The organism is Methylosinus sp. LW3 (assembly GCF_000527115.1).
Taxonomy (GTDB): domain Bacteria; phylum Pseudomonadota; class Alphaproteobacteria; order Rhizobiales; family Beijerinckiaceae; genus Methylosinus.
The window spans coordinates 1,598,947-1,621,075 of sequence record NZ_AZUO01000001.1 but is presented as its reverse complement, the minus strand read 5'-3'; the positions used below and the strand labels follow the sequence as shown (position 1 = coordinate 1,621,075).

Below are 22,129 nucleotides of genomic sequence, written 5' to 3'. Positions count from 1 at the left end.
ACGTCGGTTACGCCAGATCGGGGAACAATCCGCGCAAGCCCGCCTCGCTCGCGGCGCACACTCCGCGCTCTGTTATCAGCGCGCCGACGAGACGCGCAGGCGTCACGTCGAAAGCGTAATTGGCGGCGGGCGAACCTTTCGGCGTCACTTGCACGCGCGTCACCACGCCATCGTCGGCGAGGCCGGAGATATGCGTCACCTCGCTCGCGTCGCGCTGCTCGATCGGGATTTCGGCGACGCCGTCGCGCATCGCCCAATCGATCGTCGAGCTCGGCAGCGCGACATAGAAGGGCACGCCATTGTCATGGGCGGCGAGCGCCTTCAGATAGGTGCCGATCTTGTTGCAGACATCGCCGATTCGCGTCGTGCGGTCGCTGCCGACGATGCAGAGATCGACGAGCCCGTGCTGCATCAAATGGCCGCCCGTGTTGTCGGCGATGACGGTGTGGGGAATCCCTTCGCCCGAAAGCTCGAAGGCAGTGAGGCTCGCGCCTTGATTGCGTGGCCGCGTCTCGTCGACCCACACATGCAGATCGATTCCATCGCGCGCCGCCTTGTAGATGGGCGCGAGCGCTGTGCCCCAATCGACGGCGGCGAGCCAGCCGGCGTTGCAATGGGTGAGAATATTGACCGGCCGGCCCGGATGCTCGGCGGCGGCGGCGCAGATCAGCGGCGCGCCATGGTCGGCGATCGCCTCGCAGCAGAGCGCGTCCTCATCGGCGATGGCGCCGGCCTCGCCGAAAGCGAGCGCGCACCGATCCGAGGGCGCCGCGGAAAGCAGCAGCCTGCGCATCCGATCGAGCGCCCAGCGCAAATTGACGGCCGTGGGGCGCGCCGCGGCGAGCCGCGCATGGGCCTCCTCCAGCGCCGCGTCGCTCGGATCGACGGCTGCGGCGAGCGCCAGCCCATAGGCGCCGGTGACGCCGATCAGCGGCGCGCCGCGCACGACCATGGTCGCAATCGCGGCGACGGCGTCGTCGAGCGAGGCGAGCCTTCTGGTCTCGAATCTATGAGGGAGCTTGGTCTGGTCGATCGCCTCGACGCTTCCGTCGGCGTTTTCCCAGATGGTGCGGTAGTGGCGTGAGTCGATGCGCATCGCGGCGGCGTGTCCGGCGGAGTCCTGCTCCACGCCTAGCCTATGGCCGCCGTCCTGTCGACCTTTCGCCCGAAAGCGATCGGGCGGCCCGCGCTGTCGCGCCGCCGCCCGCTCGTCCAGATCAAGCGGCGCGCTTCAGAGCGGCCGGAGAGAAAGCCCATGCGCGGTCACGAGCGGCGACCGGGCTCGCAGGAGCCTCGACCTGCTGCGGCGTGGCCCAAGCGCTGGCGACGATCGCCAATTGGGCGCGCAAGGAACGCTCGTTCCACCACCAGACCAGGAAGCACACGGCGGCGATGCCGAAGAGCGCGGTGAAGGGCTCGCCAGGGAGGAAAGACAGGTCGGGCGCGCATTCCTTGGCGTATTCGCAGGCGTCGGACCAGTCCTGAAACCAAGTCTTGATCGATTCCATAGTGACCTCGTCTCGCCTTCACAGCCACGGTCGAACGGGTCGGAAGGCTTCTTTTAAAGTTCGATTCCGGCGGCGCGGCTCGGGAACGATGCTCGACGGAGCGCGCCGAAATTCAGTGAACTTAGAATATTGCGCCGCACAAAAATTTCAAGGAAAAATTCCCGTTGGGCTATAGAGGAACGTAATAGTCCAGCAACCCTTATGACGCCTAAACGATCAGCTTATTTTGTTTTATATCATATGCTTGTCGTGCATTTTACGCCGAGGCTGGACGCCCTGCTCGCGCCCCTGCGGCGCCGCCGTGACGCCCTGCAACAATTTGTCACAGTCCCGGCCTCGGCTCGCCGCTCGCAGGCTGTTCTGAATGTGGTCGCGGGGGACCGGGGCAGAGCTGATTGTCCCAGCGCTCACCATTGAAGACGCCATAGTGCCGACGCCGGCCTGCTACTGCGCGTTGAGGTCCAGCATCGTGAGAGGAAGGCGCTGGCGGCTCGCGCGGCCCGACGAAGACGAGAGGCGGCGGTCTCGGGCGGGCTCAACGGCCCCGGGACGGCGCAACGCCTTCGGCGCCCGTCCGATCGCCCAGCTTCCGCCCCTGCGGCGTCCCGCTCACAGACTGTTTTGGATATGGTCGCGTACGACGGGGTAGATCTGATTGTCCCAGCGCTTGCCGTTGAAGACGCCATAATGGCCGACGCCGGCCTGCAAATGGTGCGACTTCATATAGGGACGCAGGCCGCTGCACATATCCTGAGCGGCGAGCGTCTGGCCCACGGCGCAAATATCGTCCTTCTCGCCCTCTACCGTGAGCAGGAAGGTCTTCTTGATCGCGCGCGGCGTCACCTTCCGCCCTTTAAAGAGCAGACTGCCCGCAGAAAGGGCATTTTTGTGGAAGACGGTCTCGATCGTCTGCAGATAGAAATCCGCATCGAGGTCCATTATCGCGAAATATTCCTCATAGAAGGTGCGGATGCGGTCCGCCTTCTCATGGTCGCCCTCGACGCGGTGGCGGAAGAGATCGATGAAGGCGTTGGCGTGGCGCTCGGCGTTCATGCTCATGAAGCCGGAGATTTGCAGAAAGCCGGGATAGACCCGCCGCCCCGCCCCCGGCAGCATGCGCGGCACTGTGCCGATCACATTGCTGCGGAACCATTCGATCGGCTTGGAGACGGCGAATTCATTGACCTTAGTGGGCGAGACGCTGACATCGAGCGGCCCCGCCATCAGCGTGAGGCTCGCCGGCTGCGCGGGGTCATTGTCCTCGGCCATTATCGCGACGGCGGAGAGCGCCGCGACCGTCGGCTGGCAGACCGCGACGACATGGGCGGGCGGGCCGAGGAAGCGCAGAAAATCGATCAGATGCTGGACGAACTCGTCCATGCCGAAAACGCCCTGCGAGAGCGGTATGTCGCGCGTGTTGATCCAGTCGGTGACATAGACGTCGTGGTCCTGCGCGAGCGTGCGGATCGTGCCGCGCAGCAGAGTCGCGAAATGCCCGGACATTGGCGCGACGAGCAGCACGCGCGGGAGATTTTCCGCATCCTTGCGCACGAAGCGCAGCAGCTGGCAGAAAGGCGTGGCGTAGACCGGCTCCTCTATCACGTCGATGGCGGCGCCATTATGCGTCGTGATCTGCGTGACGCCATAGTCGGGACGCACATGCGTGAAGCCGAGCAGCGAGACCAGCTCGCAATAGGCCTCGAAGCACCGCAAAGGCGACGCGTAAGGCGTCGATTTCCATAGGCGAGCAAGTCGCTCGCCGCTCGCCGCCGCCAGACGAAGTCGATTGCTCACGTCGGCGTAGCTCTGATATGCGTCATACATCATGCGGCTGAGCGAAACCTTCCGTTACCGATGGGGCAGGTCGAGCAAGCCCCGTGCCATGGACGGGCTCTAGCATGGCACAGCGCTTGCTGCACAGTCCACCAAAGGAAAAGGAGGAAGCGTTTCTCATGGCGGCGAACACGGCGGCGACGACGACGCTCACGATCAGCAGCAAAAACTATTCGTCTTGGTCCTTGCGGGGCTGGCTGATGGCCAAGCTTTCCGGCGTCGCTTTCGAGGAAGTCGTCGTCAGTCCCGACGATGTCGCGGCGCGCGCGGAAATTCTCCTGCTGTCGCCGTCCATCCTCGTGCCTTGCCTCACGCATGACGGCGCGAAAATCTGGGACACTCTGGCGATCGGCGAATTCTTGAACGAGATCGCGCCGACGGCGGGACTATTGCCGGCCGATCGCATGCGCCGCGCGCATTGCCGCTCCATCTGCGGCGAGATTCACTCGGGCTTCACATCGCTGCGCTCGGCGCTGCCGATGAATCTGAAAGGCCATTTCCCCAAGTTCAAGGTCTGGTCGAAGGCGCAAGGCGACATCGCGCGCGTCACGCAGATCTGGCGCGAATGCCTCGAGACCTATGGCGGGCCTTATCTCTTCGGCCAGATCTCCATGGCCGACGCGATGTACGCGCCGGTGGCGACGCGCTTTCGCACTTACGACGTTCCTCTGGACGACGTCAGCCAAGCCTATTGCGATCGCATTTTCGAATTGCCTGCAATGCAGGAATGGATCGCTGCGGCGCTGCTCGAGAAGGAAGAGATCGAGGAGCTCGAGGTCGAGTTTTGAAGCTCGCGCCTCGCGCTCTTTAGGTTTCCGACATCGCCTATCGATAGCGCCACCTGCGCCGGGGCGCGACATAGATCGAGCGTCCCGAATAATACGGCTCCACATAGCTCGGATAAGCGTAATAATACTGCGGCTCGTAATAGGCCGGGGACTGCGGCGTGGCGGCGTAATTTTCCGCGCGATCGGTGAAATCATTATGCGCCTGCGCGGCGCCGGCGAAGGCGCAGGCCACGACGGCGGCCGAGGCCAATTTCAAGGCGTTTCGTCCCATAACGGTCTCCTCTTTACGCGCCCGGCCCCAAAGAGCTAGAAAACGCGCGAGCAGGATGCGAGTTCCGGCCGCCGCGGGCGTCCGGCGCTGCAACCGCCGGCTTTGGGGGGATTCGGCGGCTTGCCCATCGTTATGTATCATGGTTACATAACACGAATGAGAGCCACGACCCGAGCGCGCCCATGACCGATCCGAGCCCGACCGATCCGACCTCCGACGGCCCCTCCTCCTTCTTCAAAGCTATGGCGCACGCCTTCGACGCGACGATCCGCGAGCGCCGCAAGCGGCCGGAATTCATCGGCGCGCTCTGCCTCCAGGCCTTCGACAGCTTCGAGGGCAATCTCGTCATTCAGACGGAAGGCGCGCCGGCCATCGCCTGCGCCGGCGATTGTCCCGCCTGCTGCGTGCTGCGCGTTGTCGCCACGGCGCCGGAGGTGTTTCTCATCGCGCGTTTCGTCAACGCCAATCAGCGCGCGCTCGCGCAGCGCGGCGTCGATCTGCCGGGGCGCATAGCCGCGATCAACGCTTTCGCCAATGGCTGCTCGGAGAGCGCCCGCATGGCGCTGCGCCAGCCCTGCCCCTATATCGAGGCGGGCCTCTGCCTGCTCTATCGGCTGCGTCCGCTCGCCTGTCGCGGGCACGCCTCCTATGACAAGAACGCCTGCCTCGCTGCGACCAACGGCTACGACGCCGACACCGCCGTCTCGACGCCGCATCTCATGGTCCGCAGCATGGTGCAGAATGCGATGATGTCCTCGATGCGCTCGGCCGGCCTCGCCTGGCGCCTCTATGAGCTCAATGGCGCAGTCGCCATAGCGCTCGACGACGCCGACGCCGAGCAGCGCTGGATCGACGGCGAGGACCCGCTGCTGCCCGCCGCAATAGCGGATTTCGACGCCGCCGAGATCGCCGCGACATTCGACACGTTGCGAAGCTGACGCGGCACATTTGGCGGGGCTGACGCGGCGCATTTGCCGAGCAGGGCGAAAATATGGGATATGAGCGTCTTACGATAGGCGCTCTCTCTGGCGACGCTCATGCTTTCGGCCGTCATACTCGCATTCGACACGCCCCCGGCGACGGGCGGGCGCGCCCGGGAATCGGCCGAGCGCGACGCGATCGTGCGCACGCTCGCCTCGCTCATCGACGCTTGCGTCGCCGGCCTCGTCGCCGACGCCGTGCTGGTGGGGCCGCCCGACTCCGGCCTCGGCATCATTGCCGAGGAGGCCGGCTGTGGGCTGGTGGAAGCCGTCGACGCGCGCTCCGGCCTCGCCCGCGCGCTGCCAGCGATGCGCTATCCCGATGTGCTTGTTCTGCGCGCCGGCCATGCGCCCGAGCGCGGCTTCGTCGATGAAGTGCGCGACGCTCTCGCCTATGGCGGACGCGACCGCGCGCTCGTGCTGCGCGCCGCGCCCAGCTCGCTGCTGACGCGCATCGCGCCGCGGCTGGCGGAGCCCGTCGGCCTCGTCGCCCGGCGCGAGGATTTCGGCGCCGCCGGCGATTTGGCGACGCTCGCCAAAAAGCTGCGCGCGACCGAGCTGACGACGAAAGCCCGCCGCGCAATCTGACGTGGGTTCTCCGATGCGAGCCTGAAGGCTCGCCGTCCATGGCGCGCGTTGGACCGCGAGCCTTCAGGCTCGCTCTCGTCCAGCGGCGGGCGGCCGCTACGGCAGCGCCAGCTCCGACGCGCCCTTTTCTATCTTCAGGCTGCTCGCAGAAAGCTCTTCCGCCCGCACCGGCTCGGCGCGACCGCCGAGATGACGGGCGAGGAAATTCTCCGCGACGGCGTGGTAGGAGAGCGCATTCTCCGGCCGCGCGAAGCCATGGCCCTCGTCGGGATAGAGCAGATAGGCGACGGGAATCTTCTTGGCCTCCAGCGCCGCGACCATTTGCTCGGCCTCGGCTTTCTTCACGCGCGGATCATTGGCGCCTTGCGCGATCAGCAGCGGCTTGGCGAGACGATCGGCGGAATGGAGCGGCGAACGCTCGCGCAGCAGCACGCGCCCCTCCTCCGTCGCCGGATCGCCGAGCGCCTTCACCAATTGCGCGCGTGCGGATTCCCAATAGGGCGGAATGGTCGCGATCAACGTCTCGAGATTGGACGGGCCGACGACATCGACGCCGCAAACATAGCGCTGCGGATTGCGCGTGAGGCCGACGAGAGTCGCATAGCCGCCATAGCTGCCGCCCATTATGGCGATGCGGCTCATATCGGCGATCCCCTGGCGGATCGCCCAATCGACGGCGTCGTTGAGATCATCGTCCATGCGCCGGCCCCATTCGTGATCGCCGGCGTTGACGAATGCTTTGCCGAGCCCGGTCGAGGCGCGGAAATTCACGCTGAGCACGGCATAGCCGCGATTGGCGAGCCATTGATGCGCGGCGTTATAGCCGAAGGAATCGCGCGACCATGGCCCGCCATGGACATAGAGAACCATGGGCTGCGGCGCCTTCGCCTCCGCCGTCTGCGGCGACGTGAGATAGCAGACGAGATCGAGCCCATCGCGCGATTTGATCGTCACCGGCCGCATCGGACGCAAAGGCGCGCCAATGAGCTGCGGCCGCGCATGATGCAGCAGGCGCAGGCTCTTCGCGCGGCGATCATAGAGATAGGAGGCGGACGGGCTGGTGTCGGATTGCGCCGAGACGGTCCAGAGAGAATCATCCTCGGTGCGGCTACCGATGCTCCAATCGCCGATGCCGCGCGCGTTCAGAAAGTCGATATCCGCCTTTATGCGATCGTCGAGCGCGACATATTCGAAGCGCTCGCGCTCGACGCTATAGGCGAGCGGCTCATAGCTGTCGTGATCGCCGATGATATGACCGATATCGGCCTTGTCGCTCTCGGCGATGAGCTTGGTCTCGCCAGAGGCGACATCGACGCGAAACAGCGCAGCCTTGTCACGCCCGCGGCTGTCGCGCAAGAACAAGGTCTTCGCCGCGGCGTCGAGATGCAGCGGCGATGATGTGCGCGCATCCTCCGGCGAAAAGGTAATCCATTGCGTCCAGCCACGGCCGCCATCGGGACGCAAAATCTCGCTGCTTCCATCCTTGCCGCTGCGTATGGCGAGGCGCGGCGCGAGATCATCGTCGTGGATGAAGCCGGCGAAGCCTGGATTTTCTTGCACCAGCGTCAGTTCGCCAGTGGCGATGATCGCCGAATAGAGATCGTGAAAGCGCTTGTCGCGGCGGTTGATGGAGAGAAGGATTCGATCGCGAATCTTGCGACTGGTTCCGCTGACGCGCGCGGCGACGCCCTCGAAGGGCGTGAGGTCGCGCGCGGGACCGCCCTCGGCGTCGACGACATAGACGTGAAAATTCTCGTCGCCGCCCTCGTCCTGCATATAGAGCAGGCTGTGGCCGTCATAGGCCCAGGAGAAGCTCCGCACGCCGCGCTTGCGATCATTGGTGACGACGCGCGCATCCTCGAGGCGATCGAGCGGCGCCACGAAAATATTGAGCACGCCTGCATCCGGCTGCAGCCAGGCGAGCCGCCGCCCGTCCGGGCTCAGCCGCGTCCCCGCCTTGGTCGGATTGCCGAAAAGATGCGCTCTGGGAATGAGCTGGTCGGGCATTGCAATCGATCTCCGCAAAATCGAAACCGCTTCACAGAGCTAGCCTGAAGGCTCGCGGTCCAGGGAGCTCTTTGGACCGCGAGCCTTCAGGCTCGCTTGTCAGTCGAACAATGACGCAAGACGCTAGCGCTGCGCCGTAAATGTGTTGCAGGCGTCGATCTTGCCGGTCTGCAGACCGCGCTGGAACCATTCGACGCGCTGCGCCGAGGAGCCATGGGTGAAGCTGTCCGGCACCGCATAGCCCTGCGCGGAACGCTGGAGACGATCGTCGCCGATCGCCTGCGCGGTGTTGATCGCCTTTTCGATGTCGCCCTTCTCGAGAATCTTCCAATTCTGATCGGCGTGCGCCGCCCAGACGCCGGAGAGGCAATCGGCCATCAGCTCCACGCGGACCGAGAGATTATTGGACTCGGAACGGCTCGACGCCATCTGCTGCGCGCGCTGCACCTTGGGCAGAATGCCGAGCAGATTCTCGATGTGATGGCCCATCTCATGGGAGATCACATAGGCATAGGCGAAATCGCCGCCGCCGCCGAAGCGCCGATCCATGTCGCGGAAAAACGATGTGTCGAGATAGATTTTCCGGTCGACGGGGCAGTAGAAAGGCCCCATGGCCGATTGCGCGCGGCCGCAAGCCGAACCGGTGACGCCGTTGAACAGAACGAGCCGCGCCGGGTCGAAGCGAATGCCCTTCTGCTCGGGCAAAATCTGCGACCACACGCGCTCATTGCCGGCGAGCACGGCGGAGATGAACTGACCCTGGCGATCGGCCGGCGCGCCAGTCGGCGCCTGACGCGTCGGGCGATCGAGCCGCTGCTGCGCCACCTGCCCGCCGCCGCGCATATTGCTGAGCACTTCCGCGCCGCCGATCAGCAGCGCCGGATTTATGCCGAACGCATAGGCGAGGACGCCGAGAATGACGATCGTGCCCAGCCCGAGCCCGCCACCGCCGCCGAAGCTCGGCCCCGCGCCGGCGTCGGCGTAGTCCTGGCTGCGACGATCCTCAATGTTGTCGGACTGGCCGAGCTGATCCCATCTCATCGCCTTGGCGCTCCGATCGCTTCGACGAGCCGCCCTGCCCGGGCCTCGTCCTCCTCCTGCCAGAAGTCCGGCTTGGCCTGCGCCAGCCGGCCGCCGAGCCGCACCGGGGCGATGCGCCGCGCGAGGCCGTCGGCCGAAAGCTCCACTGCGACGCCGCAGAGCGTCGCCTCGCCCTGGGCGGGCTCGAAACGGGCGCCCGGCGTTTTGCGCGTGAAGCGGCGCAGCGGCTCCTCCTTCTCCATGCCGATGACCGAATCATAGTCTCCGGTCATGCCGGCGTCGGTCATATAGGCCGTGCCATGCGGCAATATCTGCCCGTCCGCCGTCGGCACATGGGTGTGCGTGCCCACCACCAGAGAGGCGCGTCCGTCGACGAAATGGCCCATGGCCATTTTCTCGCTGGACGTTTCGGCATGTATGTCGACGATGAGCGCGTCGCAAGCCATGCCCAGCGGACAGGCGCCCACTTCCCGCTCAATAGCGGCGAAGGGATCGTCCAGCGCGTCCATGAAGACGCGGCCCTGGACGTTCACCACCAGCACCTGACGGCCGTTCTCGGCCGTGTAGAGATTGGCGCCCCGGCCGGGCGTGCCGGGCGGATAATTCACCGGGCGCAGCAGCCGCGGCTGGCGCTCGATGAAGACCAGCGCCTCCCGCTGATCGAAGGCGTGATTGCCGGTGGTGATGCAGTCGGCGCCGGCGGCGAGCATCTCGTCGCAGATCGCCTCGGTTATGCCGAAGCCGCCGGCCGCGTTCTCGCCATTGACGACGATGAAATCGAGCGCCCAGCGACGGCGCAGCTCCGGCAGCCGCTCCTGTATCGCCTTGCGCCCGGCCCGCCCCACCACATCGCCGATGAAGAGGAGGCGCATCCCGCGCTCGCTCGGCGAATAATCGGTGGAATGGGGCATGAGAACGCTCGTGGGATAGAAGGGAAGTTCAGATGTTCCATATAGCGCAATGGGGCGGGGAGCAATTTTCCGCTGGGGTCGACGCTACCAGTCCAGTCGCCCGGCAGGCCCCCAAAAGCCGCCGCTCGTCGGCGCCGGGTCCAGCGTCGCGAGACGCACGGCGACTTCCGCGCCCTCCGCCGGCGTCACCCCGCCCGCGCGATAGCCATTGAGCGCGGTCGCGACCTGCCCCGGCGAGGTCGCATAGACTTTGACCGAGGTCTCTCTCAAATGCTTGGCATATTCCAGCGTGAGCGAATTCAGCGCCGCTTTCGAGCTGTTGTAGGCGAGCCAATTGAGCTTCACCAGAGGCGGCTCCATGCGCGCCGTCATGCTGTGCGAGCCGAGCAAGGCGGATTGATTTATGACGCGGCCGTCTTCGGATTTCATGAGCAACGGCAGAAACGCGTTCGTCACCATGGCCACGCCGAAGACATTCGTCTCGTAGGTTTCACGAAAATCCTGCAATGTTGTTTCCGTCGGACGCTTGTGCTGGTCCCTGGCGATCCCCGCATTGTTGATCAGCACGTCCAGCCGACCAATCTCGCCGGCGAGCCGGATCGCGGCCTGAGAGACGCCGGCGGAATCGGTGACGTCCAGCGCGAGCGCGACGACATCCCCCCCCTCGCGAAGTTCCGTCACGACGGAGTCGCCGCGCTCGACGTCGCGCGCGCCGATGACGACCTTCAGCCCTTTCGCCGCCAGCTGACGCGCGATTTCGAGCCCCATGCCGGCAGTGGCTCCGGTTATAAGAGCGACGCGGGCGGTATCGCCCGTGGAATCGGCGGACTCGACGATGGACATGAGCGCTCTCCTGAAAATTAAAGGCCCCTTATACAAGGACCCTTATATATTGATCGAGGCAATTATACAAGGGGCCTTATATGGTCGATGACCGATTGAGGGCGGCGGCGCTCGGGCTGAAGCGCGCGCAAGCCGCAAAGAGCGCGCTTCTCGACCGACGTCTCGCGAGCATCGGCCTGACGATGGCGCTCTGGGTCGTCCTCGAACGAATTCGCGCCAATCCGGCCCTATCCACCCATGCGCTCGCCGAGGCGAGCCTGATGACCGATCAATCCGTCGGCGAGCTGGTGAGCAAATTGGCGAAACGTGGCCTCGTCGAACGCGTGAGCGGACCCGGCCGCGCGATCCGCCACCATCTGACAGATTCGGGAAGAGAGCTGCTCGAACGCGCGGCGCCTCTGCTTGAAGAAGCCTTGCAGAGCGCCTTTTCCGAGCTTAGCGCGGCCGAGATCGAGCAGCTGATCCGGCTGCTCGACAAAATCGCGCCGGCGAAAGCTTCAGGCGCTTCGCTATGAAGCTCCAACTCGCGGCTTCATCCGCAGGCCCGGCTGATATAAGATGGGCTTTCCGAACCGGAGCGCCGCGTCCCTCATGTTCCATATCGCCGAGCTTCGCGGGCGCGAGCCTTTCGACCCCAATAAGGCGCCCGATGGCCCCTTCGTCGTCTTCGAGGACGGACGAAACGGCGCCGCCCTGCTCTTCGACGAGCCGGAGGAGATCATCCGCGCCGACACGGCGGCGGAGGTCCCGCAGGCTTTCGCGCGCATGGAGGCGGCGACACGGCGCGGGCTCTTTCTCGCGGGCTACGCCGGCTATGAGCTGGGCTATGCGCTGGAAGCGAAATTCGCGAGCGGCCCCCTGCCCCGGGCGCGCACGCCGCTGCTGCTCTTCGGCGCGTTTCGCGCGCCGCGCCAATATGAGTGGCGCAACGCCGCCTCGCTCGCGACCGAGACCGCGCCGGTCGAGATCGCGCTGACCCCCGCGTGGAGCCTCGCCGAATATACCGAGCGCTTCGACGCCTGCCGCGAGCTCATCTATGCGGGCGACGTCTATCAGATCAATCTGACCTTCCCCATGCATGGCCGCTACGAGGGCGAGGCGACGGCGCTCTATCGCGCGCTGCGCAAGCGCCAGCCGGTCGCCTATGGCGGCGTGGTCGCGCTCGGCGAGGAGAAAATCGTCTCGCTCTCGCCGGAGGTTTTTTTCGACGCCTGCGAAGGCGTGATCCGCGCGCGGCCGATGAAGGGCACGGCGCGGCGCGGCTTTCTGCCGACCGAGGATATGGCGCGCGCCGCGCTGCTGACGCAGGACGAGAAATCGCGCGCCGAAAATCTGATGATCGTCGATCTTCTGCGCAACGATCTCTCGCGCCTCTCCGAGGTCGGCTCGGTGCGCGTGACCGATCTCTTCACCGTCGAGACCTATCCGACGCTGCATCAGATGACTTCCGGCATAGAGGCCAAGCTGCGCGACGGCGTGACGCTCGCCGATCTCTTCGCCGGGCTATTTCCCTGCGGCTCCGTGACCGGCGCGCCGAAAATCCGCGCCATGGAGATTATTCGCGATCTCGAATGCGCGCCCCGCGGCGTGTATTGCGGCTCGCTCGGCCTCATCGCGCCCGACGGGGCGATCCGTTTCAATGTGGCGATCCGCACGCTCACACTTTTCCCCGATGGGGAGCTCGTCTGCAACGTCGGCTCTGCGGTCGTCGCCGATTCGCGGGCGCGCGAGGAATATGAGGAATGTCTGATCAAGGCGAAATTCCTGACCGGAGCGAAGACTTCGGCCTGATCGAAACGCTGCTGTGGACGCAGGACGGCGGTTTTCTCTATCTGGACGAGCATGTCGCGCGGCTTTCCGCCTCGGCGCGCGCGCTCGGCTTTCTCCATAGCGACGAGGCCTTTCTCGCGGCGCTGAACGAGGAGGTCGCCGATCCGCTCGACGACCGTCTGCGCGTGCGCTATGCGCTCGGCCGCGACGGCCGTTTCGAGGCCAGCTCGCTGCCGATCGACGCGATCACGCCGGATACGATCTGGCGCGTCGCCATCGCCGAGGCGCGATTCGAAGCCGACGATCCGATGCTGCGCCACAAGACGACGCGGCGCGAGCTCTATGAGCGCGAGCTGGCCGAAGCGGCGATGCGCTGCCGCGCCGACGAAGTGCTGTTTCGCAATGAGCGCGATGAAGTCTGCGAGGGCGCGCGCACCAATGTCTTTCTCGCACGCGATGGCGTGCTGCTGACGCCGCCGCTCTCCAGCGGGCTTTTGCCGGGAACATTGCGCGCGCATCTTCTCGCCAGCGGCAAGGCGCGCGAGAGCCTGCTGCGGCTCGAGGACTTTGCCGGCGACGCGGAATTTTATTTCGGCAATTCCGTGCGCGGGCTCGTTCGCGCGGCGTTGATCGTCGAGGAAGAGTCCGTCGAGGACGAGACCGCCGAGGACGAGGAGGCGTGATCCGCATCCGCCCCGCCGCGCGCGCGGATAGCGCGCTGGTCGCCGCTTTCGTGCGCGAGCTAGCGGAATATGAGAAGCTCTCGCATGAGGTCGAAGCGTCGGAGGAAATGCTCGCCGAGGCGCTGTTCGCGCAAAATCCGCGCGTCTTCTGCGATATCGCCGAATGGGACGGCGCGCCGGCCGGCTTCGCGCTCTGGTTCTATACGTTCTCGTCGTTTCGCGGCCGGCACGGAATCTGGCTCGAGGATATTTTCGTGCGGCCGCAGTTTCGTGGCGCCGGCATAGGCAAGGCGCTGCTCGCCCATCTCGCGCGGCGTTGCGTCGCCGAAGGACTCGGCCGTTTCGAATGGTCGGTGCTGGATTGGAACGCGCCCTCCATCGCCTTCTACGAGGCGCAGGGCGCAAAGCTCATGCATGAATGGAAAATCTGCCGCATGACCGGCCCCGCGCTGGGAAATCTCGCGGAAAAATGACGCCGCATCCCTTCCTTCTCCCACTTGTGGGAGAAGGTGGCCCCGCGAAGCGGGGTCGGATGAGGGTTCTTCGACGTAGGGCGAAATATCAAATCCATGCGCGGATTTTCATTGCGATCCGACATGGAGATAAATTTCAAGAGGGCAGCCAACCGCAGCCGCCCTCATCCGACCTCGCTTCGCGAGGCCACCTTCTCCCACGAGTGGGAGAAGGGGCGCAGCTGGTAGGCTCAGCCTTTTTCGGGCAGGTTCAAGCGAATGTGCAGCTCGCGCAGCTGCTTGGCCGTCGCCTCGGAGGGCGCGCCCATCAGCAGATCTTCGGCGCGCTGATTCATCGGGAACAGCACCACCTCGCGCAAATTCTCCTCGCCCGCCAGCAGCATCACGATGCGATCGACGCCCGGCGCAATGCCGCCATGCGGCGGGGCGCCATATTGGAAGGCGCGATACATGCCGCCGAATTTCTCGATCAGCACATCCTCGCCATAGCCGGCGATCTCGAAAGCCTTCTTCATAATGTCCGGGCGATGGTTTCGGATCGCGCCCGAGGACAATTCGATGCCGTTGCAGACGATGTCGTATTGATAGGCGAGAAGATCGAGCGGGTCCTTGCTCTCCAACGCCTCCAGGCCGCCCTGTGGCATGGAGAAAGGATTATGCGAGAAGTCGATCTTCTTGTCGTCCTCGTTATACTCGTACATCGGGAAGTCGACGATCCAGCAGAACTCGAAGACATCGGTCTTCGAAAGCCCGAGTTCCGTCCCGACGCGCAGACGCGCGGCGCCGGCGAGCTTGGCCGCCTTCAGCTCCTCGCCTGCCGAGAAGAACAGCGCATCGCCGGCCTTCACGCCGCCCTTGGCGGCGAGCGCAGCCAGCGCCTCCGGCGGGATGAATTTCGCGATCGGCCCCTTGCCGATCAGCGCGCCATTCTCCTCGTCGAAGATGATATAGCCGAGGCCCGGCGCGCCTTCAGACCGCGCCCAATCATTGAGCTTGTCGAAGAAGCTGCGCGGCTGCGCGGCTGCGCCCGGCGCCGGAATGGCGCGCACCACCTTGCCCTTGAAGGCCTTGAAGCTCACATCGTCGCGCGCGAATTCCGCGCTCACATCGGCGATGATCAGCGGATTGCGCAGATCGGGCTTGTCGGAGCCATATTTCAGCATGGCGTCGCGGAAGGCGATCTTGGGGAAGATCGGCGTCACCGGCTTGCCGCCGCCGAATTCCTCGAACACGCCGCGCAGCACGGGCTCGACCGAGGCGAACACGTCTTCCTGCGTCACGAAGCTCATTTCAATATCGAGCTGGTAGAACTCGCCGGGGCTGCGGTCGGCGCGGGCGTCCTCGTCGCGGAAACAGGGCGCGATCTGGAAATAGCGGTCGAAGCCCGCCACCATCAGCAGCTGCTTGAACTGCTGCGGCGCCTGCGGCAATGCATAGAATTTGCCGGGGTGAATGCGCGAAGGCACCAGAAAGTCGCGCGCGCCCTCCGGCGAGGAGGCGGTGAGGATCGGCGTCTGGAACTCGAAGAAGCCCTGGGACTTCATGCGCTGGCGCAGCGAATCGATCACATTGCCGCGCAGCATGATATTGGCGTGCAGCTTCTCGCGGCGCAGGTCCAGGAAGCGGTATTTGAGCCGCGTCTCCTCCGGATAGGGAAGATCGCCGAACACCGGCAGCGGCAGCTCGGCCGCCGGGCCGAGCACCTCGATCTCGGTGACATAGACCTCGACGAGACCGGTCGGCATGTCGGGATTTTCTGTGCCGGCGGGGCGCTTGCGCACCTCGCCGTCGAGGCGCGCGACCCATTCGGAACGCAGCTTCTCCGCGGCCTTGAAGGCCGGCGAATCGGGGTCCACCACGCATTGGGTGAGGCCGTAATGGTCGCGCAGATCGATGAACAGCACGCCGCCATGGTCACGAATGCGGTGGCACCAGCCGGAGAGCCGGATTTTCTCGCCGGCATGGGCCTCGCGCGGCTCTCCACAATTATGCGAACGATAGCGATGCATTTTGCGTGTCTTTTGTCTCGTAGGGAGGGACGTTTCTAGCCGCGGAGAAGCGCAGGGGGAAGCGCCGGTGTCAAGCCGGAGCGTTGCGTGGCGGGCGCTGCGACCGAAACATGGCGGACGAGCGGAAGCGGAGCTTCAGCCAGACGCGCCGATACGGGCGGCGGGGCGCCCGCGCGGCCGCTGCTCGCCGCCGACGATGGCGAAAGCGGAAGGCGTCGCCAGCAGCGTCTCGACCAGAGCGAGATTGAGCCTGTGGCCGCCACGATAGGAGCGGAAAGCGCCGATGATCGGCGCGCCGGCGAGGGCGAGATCGCCGAGCACGTCCAGCATTTTGTGACGGACGAACTCGTCGGCGAAGCGCAGCCCCTGCGGATTGAGCGCGCGGCCGTCCGAAAGGACGATGGTGTTGTCCAGCGAGGCGCCGAGCGCCCTGCCCTCGCGCCACAGACGCTCGGCGTCCGATAGAAAGCCGAAGGTGCGGGCGCGGGCGATCTCGGCGCGAAAGCTCGCCGGCGTCAGCCGCATCCGCCGCCGCATGCGGCCGATCGGCGCGGCGGCGTAGGAAATCTCGACATCCATGGAAAAGCCGCCGGCTGGCGCGGGCGTGAGCTCGGCCCAAGCGGCGCCGTCGGCGACGCGCACCGGCGCGCGAATCACAATGGCGCGGCGCGGCGCGGCGAGCGCGACGATTCCCGCTTCGTCGATCGCCTCGACGAAAGCCGCCGCCGAGCCGTCCATCGCCGGAACCTCCGGCCCGTCGACCTCGATCGCCACATTGTCGACCCGAAGGCCGCGCAGCGCCGCCATCAGATGCTCGATCGTCGAGATGGACGCGGCGCCGGAGCCGAGGCGCACGCAAAGATCGGTGGAGGAGACATTGCGCGCCTCAGCGCGTAGCGCATCCACGCCGCCGAGCCGCGTGAAGACGATTCCCGAGCCCGCCTCGGCGGGCATGAGGAGGAGCCGCGAGGCGAGGCCGCTATGCGCGCCGACGCCGCCCAGCGCCACTGTGGCGCCGAGCGTCGTCTGCATCCTCGTCGGTCGATGCGACGTCATCGATTTCGTCTCACTCCGGGAAAGCGGTCCGGCCCGCCGCACGCGCGCGATGATGCGCGATTGTGGCGGAGCGGCGCCGGCGCAGAATAATCCGCGCCGCAGCGGGGCTCCAGTCACGGTTTTTTACAAAATGTTACAGCCGACACGAATGAGAAAAGGCCCGCCGGAGCGGGCCTTTCACAGATTTCGCGATCACGCGGCGCAGGATCGGCGAAAGATCAGCTGTTGATCTGGCGGCGCAGGAAGGCCGGGATCTCGAGCTGCTCCTCCTCGATCGAGCGGGCCTGCGCCACGCGGCGGCCATGCGGATCGAGCCCGGCGTGTCCCGCCGGCTGCTGCGGCGCCTGGGGAACCGGGCGCTTGGCGTATTCCGCATGGCTCTGCGTGGGCGCGGGAGCCTGCGGGCGCATCTGCGGACGCGGCGCGGCGGCGGCGGCCGGCCCCTGCAGCGTGTCCTCCTGGCGGCTCGCGCCGAAGGAGGCGAGGCGCTCCAGCAGCGTGCGGCGGCGGGCGGCCTCTGGCGCCTGAGCGCCGGCGACGTCGCCGCGCGCCTGGCGATACTGCTCCTGCACCGGACGCGGGAAGTCCTCGATCTGCGGCATGCGCATGCGCGGCAGCTCGGCGGCCGGCGGGATGTAGGGCTCATGCGCCTCCATCATATGGGCCGGCTGCGGCGCGGGCTCCGGCGCATAGACCGGACGCGCCGCCACCTGCTCGAGATAGACGTCGCGCGAGGGCGCTTGCGCCTGCTGCGGCTCGCCGTAATAGGGCGAGGGCTGGCGCTCGATCGGCGCCGGCGCGGGCTCGGGCGCATAGGCCTGAGGCGCCGGCTGCGGAGCGGGCTCGGAGATGGTCTGTACGAAGGAGACCCGGCCCTGCGCCGCCACCTGGGCGCGCAGACGCTCGGCGGCCTCCAGCACGCGGGCTTCCGCGGCCGCGGCGTCCTCGGCGGCGGTAGAAGGCAGATCGATGCCCGTCGCCACCACCGACACGCGCACGACGCCCTCGAGCGAGGAGTCGAAGGTCGCGCCGAGAATAATGTTGGCGTCCTCGTCCACCTCCTGGCGGATGCGGCTCGCCGCCTCGTCCACCTCATAGAGGGTGAGGTCGTTGCCGCCGGTGATCGAGATCAAGAGGCCGCGGGCGCCCTTCATCGACACTTCGTCGAGCAGCGGATTGGCGATGGCCGCCTCCGCCGCGAGGCTGGCGCGGCGCTCGCCGGTGGCCTCGCCCGTGCCCATCATCGCCTTGCCCATGCCGCGCATGATCGAGCGCACGTCGGCGAAGTCGAGATTGATGAGGCCTTCCTTGACCATGAGATCAGTGACCGAGGCGACGCCCGAGTAGAGCACCTGATCGGCCATGGCGAAAGCGTCGGCGAAGGTCGTCTTCTCCGTGGCGATGCGGAAAAGATTCTGATTCGGGATGATGATCAGAGTGTCGACCGACTTCTGCAGCTCGGCGATGCCGCCCTCGGCGATGCGCAGGCGGCGCTGGCCCTCGAAATGGAAGGGCTTGGTGACGACGCCGACGGTGAGAATGCCCATCTCGCGGGCGATGGCCGCGATGACAGGCGCGGCGCCCGTGCCCGTGCCGCCGCCCATGCCGGCGGTGACGAACACCATATGCGCGCCGGTGAGGTGTTCGCGGATCTCGTCCTTGGCCTCTTCCGCGGCGGCGCGGCCGACTTCCGGCTGCGCGCCGGCGCCGAGGCCTTCGGTCACCTGCAGGCCCATCTGGATGATGCGCTCGGCGCGCGAGGAGGCGAGCGCCTGCGCATCGGTGTTGGCGATCAGAAAGTCCACGCCCGACAGGCCCGACATGATCATGTTGTTGACGGCGTTGCCCCCACCGCCGCCGATGCCGCACACCAATATGCGGGGCTTCAATTCCCGGAGCTCGGGCGCCTTGAGATTGATCGTCATCGCCAGACCTTTCGACTGATTTTCATGCGACTGCGCGTCGGTTGCCATCCCCGGAGCGTGTCGCCGACGCGCGCCTCGCTCTCCATGCTCGAAATTCTCAAAAACTGTCTCTCAACCACTGTCCGACCCGAGAGATGTACCCATTGGTCCCGGTCCCGCGCATCTCCGCCTCGCGGCGTGGCTCGAAATATTCGCGCCCCGCGAATTGCGGATAGACGAGCAGGCCGACGGCCGCGGCGAAAGCCGGGCTCCTGGCCGATTCGGGCAGGCCGTCTATGCCGGCCGGCCGGCCGACGCGCACCTGTCCGCCCAGAATGCGGCGCGCCGCCTCCGGCAGGCCCGTGAGCATGCAGGCCCCGCCGGTGAGCACCACGCGCCGCCCCGCATGCGCCGAGAAGCCGGACGCCGCCAGACGGTCGCGCAGGAACTCCAAGGTCTCCTCGACGCGCGGACGAATGATGCGCACGAGATGCGATTTCGGCGCATGCGCCGGATGCTCGCCGCTCTCGCCCACATGATCGAAGGCGATCGTCTCGCGATCGTCGGAGGGAGAGGAGATCGCCGCGCCATAGAGCGTCTTCAGACGCTCGGCGTCGCTCAGACGACAGTCGAGGCCGCGGGCGATATCCATAGTGATGTGATTGCCGCCGAGCGTCACCGCATCGACATGCGCCAGCGCGCCGCCGGCGAAGACGGCGAGCGAGGTGACGCCCGCGCCCATATCGATGACGATGGCGCCGAGCTCGGCCTCATCGGCCTCCAGCACGGCGAGGCCGGCGACGTAAGGCGCCGCAGCGGCCGCCTCTATGCCGAGATGGCAGCGCTCCACGGCGACGAGAAGATTGCGCATCGCCGCCTGATCGCAGCTGGCGACATGGAGATCGACGCCGAGCTCGCCGCCGACCATGCCGGCGGGCTCGCGAATGCCGGCGGAGCCGTCCAGCGAGAAGCCGGTGGGCAGCGAATGGACGACGACGCGGCCGCGCTCCGTCACATGGGCGGCGGAGGCCTCGAGCACGCGATGCACATCGGAAGGCGCGACGGCGCCCGAGACGACGCGCGTCTTGGCGGCGAAATGCTGCGAGGCGAGGCGGCCGCCGGAAGCGGTGACGACGATGGCGTCGATCTGCGAGCGCGCCATGCGCTCGGCCGCGTCGACCGTGCGACGCAGCGCGCTCTCCACCTCCTCCATATCGACGATCTGTCCGGCCTTCACGCCGCGCGAGCGCTGATGGCCGATACCGAGCACGCGCGCACGATGCGTGCGCCCGCGCGGCGAGCCGTCGCCGACCGGCGTCAGCCGCGCGATGATGCAGGCGATCTTCGACGTGCCGACGTCGAGCACCGCCATGGTCGCGCTGCGACGAGCGCCGAGCTGCTTCATTCGCGGCGGGAAGAGATGTGACTTCATGTCTGGCCGCCCTTGTGTGAACCACGCGAACTCGCGGCCGCACGCGCGGCGGCCGCCTCCTCGGAAAGGCGCGCCGCTACGCGTCCCGGCGCGCGCAAATCGATCGAGATCACATCCTTATCGAGGATCCTGGCCTCACGCTGGAGTCGCTGCAGAGTGGCCAGCGCCGCCTCCGGATCCTGCTCGGGGAGCTTGACCTCGACGCCATTCGTCATGTCGAGCGACCAGCGCCGCCCGGAGACGAGAATGCCGGCGCGCACGCGCGATTTGAGATCGCCAGCGGCCTCCAGCAGCCGCATATATTCGTCGAGCCGCTTCTCCGCGCCCTCGCCGACGACAAAGGGCAGGCCCAAAAATCGCTCGTCGCGCATCTCGTCGATGACGACGCCATCGGCCGCGACGACCGAGAGCTTGCCGTCGCGCTGCCAGAGCGCGAAGGGCCGACGCCCCTCGAGCGCAATAATGAGCCGATCGGGATAGAGCTTCAGCACACGCGCGCTCTCCACCAGCGGCAGCGCGGTCAGCCGCTCGCGAATCGTCTCCGCGTCGAGAAAGAGCAGAGAATGTGTGGGCTTCACGCCCGAAGCGGCAAGCACGTCGCCCTCGGAGAGCTCGCCGAGCCCGCTGATGGTGACGACCTCGATGGAAAAGCCGAGCGCGCGCGCCACGATATCGCGCGGCGCGCCATTGCGGGCGACGAATTCCGCATAGCCGCCATTATGCGCGACGCCGGCGAAGCCCACTCCGCCGAACAGCAGAGCGAGCGCCGCCGTGCCGATTCCCGGCAGAGCGGCAAGCCGCGAGAGACGCCCGCGCTCCGCGCGCGGAGCCGAGGCCGCCGGCGGGCGGACGCGCCGCTCGGCCGGCTGGGAGGCGACGGGGTTTACGTAAGGGGCGGAATAGGCGCCGGCTTGATACGATCCGGCTTGATACGAGCCAGCTTGGACGGGATGCGGATGCGCGACATCGAAGAGAGCCTCGACAGGCTCCCTCAACGATCGCAGGACGCGTCTTCCACCATCCATTTTACGAGCTCGCCAAACGAATATCCGGCATATGCCGCCATTTCGGGAACCAGCGAGGTCTCGGTCATGCCCGGCTGCGTGTTGACCTCCAACACGACGAGCTCGCCCGTACCTCCGGGGCGATCGTCGTATCGAAAGTCCGCACGGCTGACGCCACGACAGCCGAGAGCCCGATGAGCCTCGAGCGCCAACTGTTGGACCTCTTGGTAAATATTTTGTTTAAGATTCGCTGGAAGCACGTGTTTCGACCCGCCTTTCGCGTATTTCGCGTCGAAACCGTAGAAGTCCTCCGACACGGGGAGGATTTCGATGACGTCGAGAGCGCGGTCGCCCATCACCGCGCAAGTGAGCTCGCGGCCGTCGACGAAATTCTCCGCCAGCATGAAATCGCCATGGCGCCAATCGGCGGCGGCCAGCTCCTGCGGCGGATGCGAGCGCCCCTCCTTGACGATGAAGACGCCGAAGGACGACCCCTCGCTCACCGGCTTCAGCACGTAAGGGGGCTCGAGGGCGTGGGCCTTGGCCGCCTCGAGACGATGCAGCACGCGGCCGCGCGGCACGGGCACGCCGGCCGCCGCCATGACGCTCTTGGCCACATCCTTCTTCATCGCCAGCGAGGAGGCGAGCACGCCCGAATGCGTGTAGGGGATGCGCAGAATCTCCAGCACGCCCTGAATGGCGCCATCCTCGCCGAAGCGGCCGTGCAGCGCGTTGAAGGCGACATCCGGCGCGAGCTTGGCCAGAACCTCGGCGACGTCGCGGCCGACATCGACGCGGGTGACGCGATAGCCGACGCTCTCCAGCGCCTTGGCGCTCGCCTCGCCCGAGCGCAACGAGACATCGCGCTCCGAGGAGAATCCGCCCATGAGCACGGCGACGTGAGCAGTCATGACGCACCTTCGAGTTGTGCGAGGGCTTCGACCCTCGGTTGGATTTGGGAATGGGCCGGCGGGGGCGCGGACGGCGCGCCGCCACCCATCACGACATGCCCTGAGCAGATCATCGCC

21 protein-coding genes are annotated in these 22,129 nt (G+C 66.2%); 7 read left to right on the top strand and 14 right to left on the bottom strand.

Features of this window, described 5'->3' with window-relative positions:
* Nucleotides 1-7: 7 nt before the first annotated feature.
* From mtnA to phaZ, 3 genes are all read right to left on the bottom strand, one after another.
* Complete coding sequence (gene mtnA, locus METLW3_RS0108150; protein ID WP_024879460.1) at nt 8-1,096, bottom strand: S-methyl-5-thioribose-1-phosphate isomerase; 1,089 nt, start codon at nt 1,094-1,096, stop codon at nt 8-10.
* A 121-nt stretch (nt 1,097-1,217) separates the two neighbouring features.
* Nucleotides 1,218-1,508: a hypothetical protein gene (locus METLW3_RS0108145; RefSeq protein ID WP_024879459.1), complete on the bottom strand. Its 291-nt coding sequence runs from the start codon at nt 1,506-1,508 to the stop codon at nt 1,218-1,220.
* A gap of 609 nt (nt 1,509-2,117) precedes the next feature.
* Entirely contained in the window at nt 2,118-3,332 is a 1,215-nt protein-coding gene (phaZ, locus tag METLW3_RS0108135) for a polyhydroxyalkanoate depolymerase (RefSeq protein WP_024879457.1), read from the bottom strand.
* A 128-nt stretch (nt 3,333-3,460) separates the two neighbouring features.
* Between phaZ and METLW3_RS0108130 the strand changes: the two genes are divergently transcribed.
* Nucleotides 3,461-4,129 carry a glutathione S-transferase family protein gene (locus METLW3_RS0108130; protein ID WP_024879456.1) on the top strand — a complete coding sequence of 223 codons (669 nt, stop codon included), beginning with the start codon at nt 3,461-3,463 and terminating at the stop codon, nt 4,127-4,129.
* 37 nt (nt 4,130-4,166) lie between these two features.
* Here METLW3_RS0108130 and METLW3_RS0108125 read toward each other — a convergent pair whose 3' ends face one another.
* Nucleotides 4,167-4,400, bottom strand: coding sequence for a hypothetical protein (locus METLW3_RS0108125; protein WP_024879455.1), 234 nt, complete (start codon nt 4,398-4,400; stop codon nt 4,167-4,169).
* Nucleotides 4,401-4,582: 182 nt separating this feature from the next.
* Here METLW3_RS0108125 and METLW3_RS0108120 point away from each other — a divergent pair, with 182 nt between their 5' ends.
* Both METLW3_RS0108120 and METLW3_RS0108115 read left to right on the top strand, forming a co-directional pair.
* A complete protein-coding gene (locus METLW3_RS0108120) occupies nt 4,583-5,338 on the top strand; it encodes a hypothetical protein (protein WP_024879454.1) in 756 nt (251 codons plus the stop codon).
* A gap of 99 nt (nt 5,339-5,437) precedes the next feature.
* The gene (locus METLW3_RS0108115) at nt 5,438-5,968 is read left to right on the top strand and encodes a hypothetical protein (protein WP_024879453.1); all 531 of its coding nucleotides are present in this window, start codon (nt 5,438-5,440) and stop codon (nt 5,966-5,968) included.
* Nucleotides 5,969-6,064: 96 nt separating this feature from the next.
* Here METLW3_RS0108115 and METLW3_RS0108110 read toward each other — a convergent pair whose 3' ends face one another.
* The 4 genes from METLW3_RS0108110 to METLW3_RS0108095 form a co-directional block, all read right to left on the bottom strand.
* Nucleotides 6,065-7,975, bottom strand: a complete 1,911-nt coding sequence (locus METLW3_RS0108110) for a S9 family peptidase (protein ID WP_024879452.1) — start codon at nt 7,973-7,975, stop codon at nt 6,065-6,067.
* Nucleotides 7,976-8,098: 123 nt separating this feature from the next.
* A complete protein-coding gene (locus METLW3_RS0108105; RefSeq protein WP_024879451.1) occupies nt 8,099-9,016 on the bottom strand; it encodes a neutral zinc metallopeptidase in 918 nt (305 codons plus the stop codon).
* On the bottom strand, nt 9,013-9,888 hold the full coding sequence (locus tag METLW3_RS0108100; protein ID WP_024879450.1) for a TIGR00282 family metallophosphoesterase: 876 nt from the start codon (nt 9,886-9,888) through the stop codon (nt 9,013-9,015). Before METLW3_RS0108100 ends, METLW3_RS0108105 begins: the two co-directional genes overlap by 4 nt.
* A 123-nt stretch (nt 9,889-10,011) precedes the next feature.
* Entirely contained in the window at nt 10,012-10,770 is a 759-nt protein-coding gene (locus METLW3_RS0108095) for an SDR family NAD(P)-dependent oxidoreductase (protein WP_024879449.1), read from the bottom strand.
* Nucleotides 10,771-10,850: 80 nt separating this feature from the next.
* Between METLW3_RS0108095 and METLW3_RS0108090 the strand changes: the two genes are divergently transcribed.
* The 4 genes from METLW3_RS0108090 (at nt 10,851) to METLW3_RS0108075 (ending at nt 13,696) form a co-directional block, all read left to right on the top strand.
* Entirely contained in the window at nt 10,851-11,285 is a 435-nt protein-coding gene (locus tag METLW3_RS0108090) for a MarR family transcriptional regulator (RefSeq protein ID WP_024879448.1), read from the top strand.
* Nucleotides 11,286-11,361: 76 nt separating this feature from the next.
* The gene (locus METLW3_RS0108085; RefSeq protein WP_026598170.1) at nt 11,362-12,561 is read left to right on the top strand and encodes an aminodeoxychorismate synthase component I; all 1,200 of its coding nucleotides are present in this window, start codon (nt 11,362-11,364) and stop codon (nt 12,559-12,561) included.
* Complete coding sequence (locus tag METLW3_RS0108080; protein ID WP_024879446.1) at nt 12,513-13,223, top strand: aminotransferase class IV family protein; 711 nt, start codon at nt 12,513-12,515, stop codon at nt 13,221-13,223. Before METLW3_RS0108085 ends, METLW3_RS0108080 begins: the two co-directional genes overlap by 49 nt.
* Complete coding sequence (locus METLW3_RS0108075) at nt 13,220-13,696, top strand: GNAT family N-acetyltransferase (RefSeq protein ID WP_024879445.1); 477 nt, start codon at nt 13,220-13,222, stop codon at nt 13,694-13,696. Before METLW3_RS0108080 ends, METLW3_RS0108075 begins: the two co-directional genes overlap by 4 nt.
* Before the next feature lie 230 nt (nt 13,697-13,926).
* Here METLW3_RS0108075 and aspS read toward each other — a convergent pair whose 3' ends face one another.
* The 6 genes from aspS to METLW3_RS0108045 all read right to left on the bottom strand — a co-directional run bounded on the left by aspS (nt 13,927) and on the right by METLW3_RS0108045 (nt 22,012).
* Nucleotides 13,927-15,705, bottom strand: a complete 1,779-nt coding sequence (gene aspS / locus METLW3_RS0108070; RefSeq protein ID WP_024879444.1) for an aspartate--tRNA ligase — start codon at nt 15,703-15,705, stop codon at nt 13,927-13,929.
* Between the two features lie 135 nt (nt 15,706-15,840).
* Complete coding sequence (lpxC, locus tag METLW3_RS0108065) at nt 15,841-16,761, bottom strand: UDP-3-O-acyl-N-acetylglucosamine deacetylase (RefSeq protein ID WP_024879443.1); 921 nt, start codon at nt 16,759-16,761, stop codon at nt 15,841-15,843.
* Nucleotides 16,762-16,979: 218 nt separating this feature from the next.
* A complete protein-coding gene (ftsZ, locus tag METLW3_RS0108060; protein ID WP_024879442.1) occupies nt 16,980-18,686 on the bottom strand; it encodes a cell division protein FtsZ in 1,707 nt (568 codons plus the stop codon).
* A 97-nt stretch (nt 18,687-18,783) separates the two neighbouring features.
* Nucleotides 18,784-20,097, bottom strand: coding sequence for a cell division protein FtsA (ftsA, locus tag METLW3_RS0108055; RefSeq protein WP_024879441.1), 1,314 nt, complete (start codon nt 20,095-20,097; stop codon nt 18,784-18,786).
* Nucleotides 20,094-21,092 carry a cell division protein FtsQ/DivIB gene (locus METLW3_RS0108050; protein ID WP_084484811.1) on the bottom strand — a complete coding sequence of 333 codons (999 nt, stop codon included), beginning with the start codon at nt 21,090-21,092 and terminating at the stop codon, nt 20,094-20,096. The genes ftsA and METLW3_RS0108050 overlap by 4 nt, the downstream gene beginning before the upstream one ends.
* A complete protein-coding gene (locus tag METLW3_RS0108045) occupies nt 21,089-22,012 on the bottom strand; it encodes a D-alanine--D-alanine ligase (protein WP_024879439.1) in 924 nt (307 codons plus the stop codon). The genes METLW3_RS0108050 and METLW3_RS0108045 overlap by 4 nt, the downstream gene beginning before the upstream one ends.
* Between the last annotated feature and the right edge of the window lie 117 nt (nt 22,013-22,129).

Bases quoted from the DNA above. Each gene is read 5' to 3' on its own strand.
- mtnA (WP_024879460.1), bottom strand. From the start codon at position 1,096: ATGCGCATCGACTCACGCCACTACCGCACCATCTGGGAAAACGCCGAC.
- METLW3_RS0108145 (WP_024879459.1), bottom strand. From the start codon at position 1,508: ATGGAATCGATCAAGACTTGGTTTCAGGACTGGTCCGACGCCTGCGAA.
- phaZ (WP_024879457.1), bottom strand. From the start codon at position 3,332: ATGTATGACGCATATCAGAGCTACGCCGACGTGAGCAATCGACTTCGT.
- METLW3_RS0108130 (WP_024879456.1), top strand. From the start codon at position 3,461: ATGGCGGCGAACACGGCGGCGACGACGACGCTCACGATCAGCAGCAAA.
- METLW3_RS0108125 (WP_024879455.1), bottom strand. From the start codon at position 4,400: ATGGGACGAAACGCCTTGAAATTGGCCTCGGCCGCCGTCGTGGCCTGC.
- METLW3_RS0108120 (WP_024879454.1), top strand. From the start codon at position 4,583: ATGACCGATCCGAGCCCGACCGATCCGACCTCCGACGGCCCCTCCTCC.
- METLW3_RS0108115 (WP_024879453.1), top strand. From the start codon at position 5,438: ATGCTTTCGGCCGTCATACTCGCATTCGACACGCCCCCGGCGACGGGC.
- METLW3_RS0108110 (WP_024879452.1), bottom strand. From the start codon at position 7,975: ATGCCCGACCAGCTCATTCCCAGAGCGCATCTTTTCGGCAATCCGACC.
- METLW3_RS0108105 (WP_024879451.1), bottom strand. From the start codon at position 9,016: ATGAGATGGGATCAGCTCGGCCAGTCCGACAACATTGAGGATCGTCGC.
- METLW3_RS0108100 (WP_024879450.1), bottom strand. From the start codon at position 9,888: ATGCGCCTCCTCTTCATCGGCGATGTGGTGGGGCGGGCCGGGCGCAAG.
- METLW3_RS0108095 (WP_024879449.1), bottom strand. From the start codon at position 10,770: ATGTCCATCGTCGAGTCCGCCGATTCCACGGGCGATACCGCCCGCGTC.
- METLW3_RS0108090 (WP_024879448.1), top strand. From the start codon at position 10,851: ATGGTCGATGACCGATTGAGGGCGGCGGCGCTCGGGCTGAAGCGCGCG.
- METLW3_RS0108085 (WP_026598170.1), top strand. From the start codon at position 11,362: ATGTTCCATATCGCCGAGCTTCGCGGGCGCGAGCCTTTCGACCCCAAT.
- METLW3_RS0108080 (WP_024879446.1), top strand. From the start codon at position 12,513: ATGTCTGATCAAGGCGAAATTCCTGACCGGAGCGAAGACTTCGGCCTG.
- aspS (WP_024879444.1), bottom strand. From the start codon at position 15,705: ATGCATCGCTATCGTTCGCATAATTGTGGAGAGCCGCGCGAGGCCCAT.
- lpxC (WP_024879443.1), bottom strand. From the start codon at position 16,761: ATGACGTCGCATCGACCGACGAGGATGCAGACGACGCTCGGCGCCACA.
- ftsZ (WP_024879442.1), bottom strand. From the start codon at position 18,686: ATGACGATCAATCTCAAGGCGCCCGAGCTCCGGGAATTGAAGCCCCGC.
- ftsA (WP_024879441.1), bottom strand. From the start codon at position 20,097: ATGAAGTCACATCTCTTCCCGCCGCGAATGAAGCAGCTCGGCGCTCGT.
- METLW3_RS0108045 (WP_024879439.1), bottom strand. From the start codon at position 22,012: ATGACTGCTCACGTCGCCGTGCTCATGGGCGGATTCTCCTCGGAGCGC.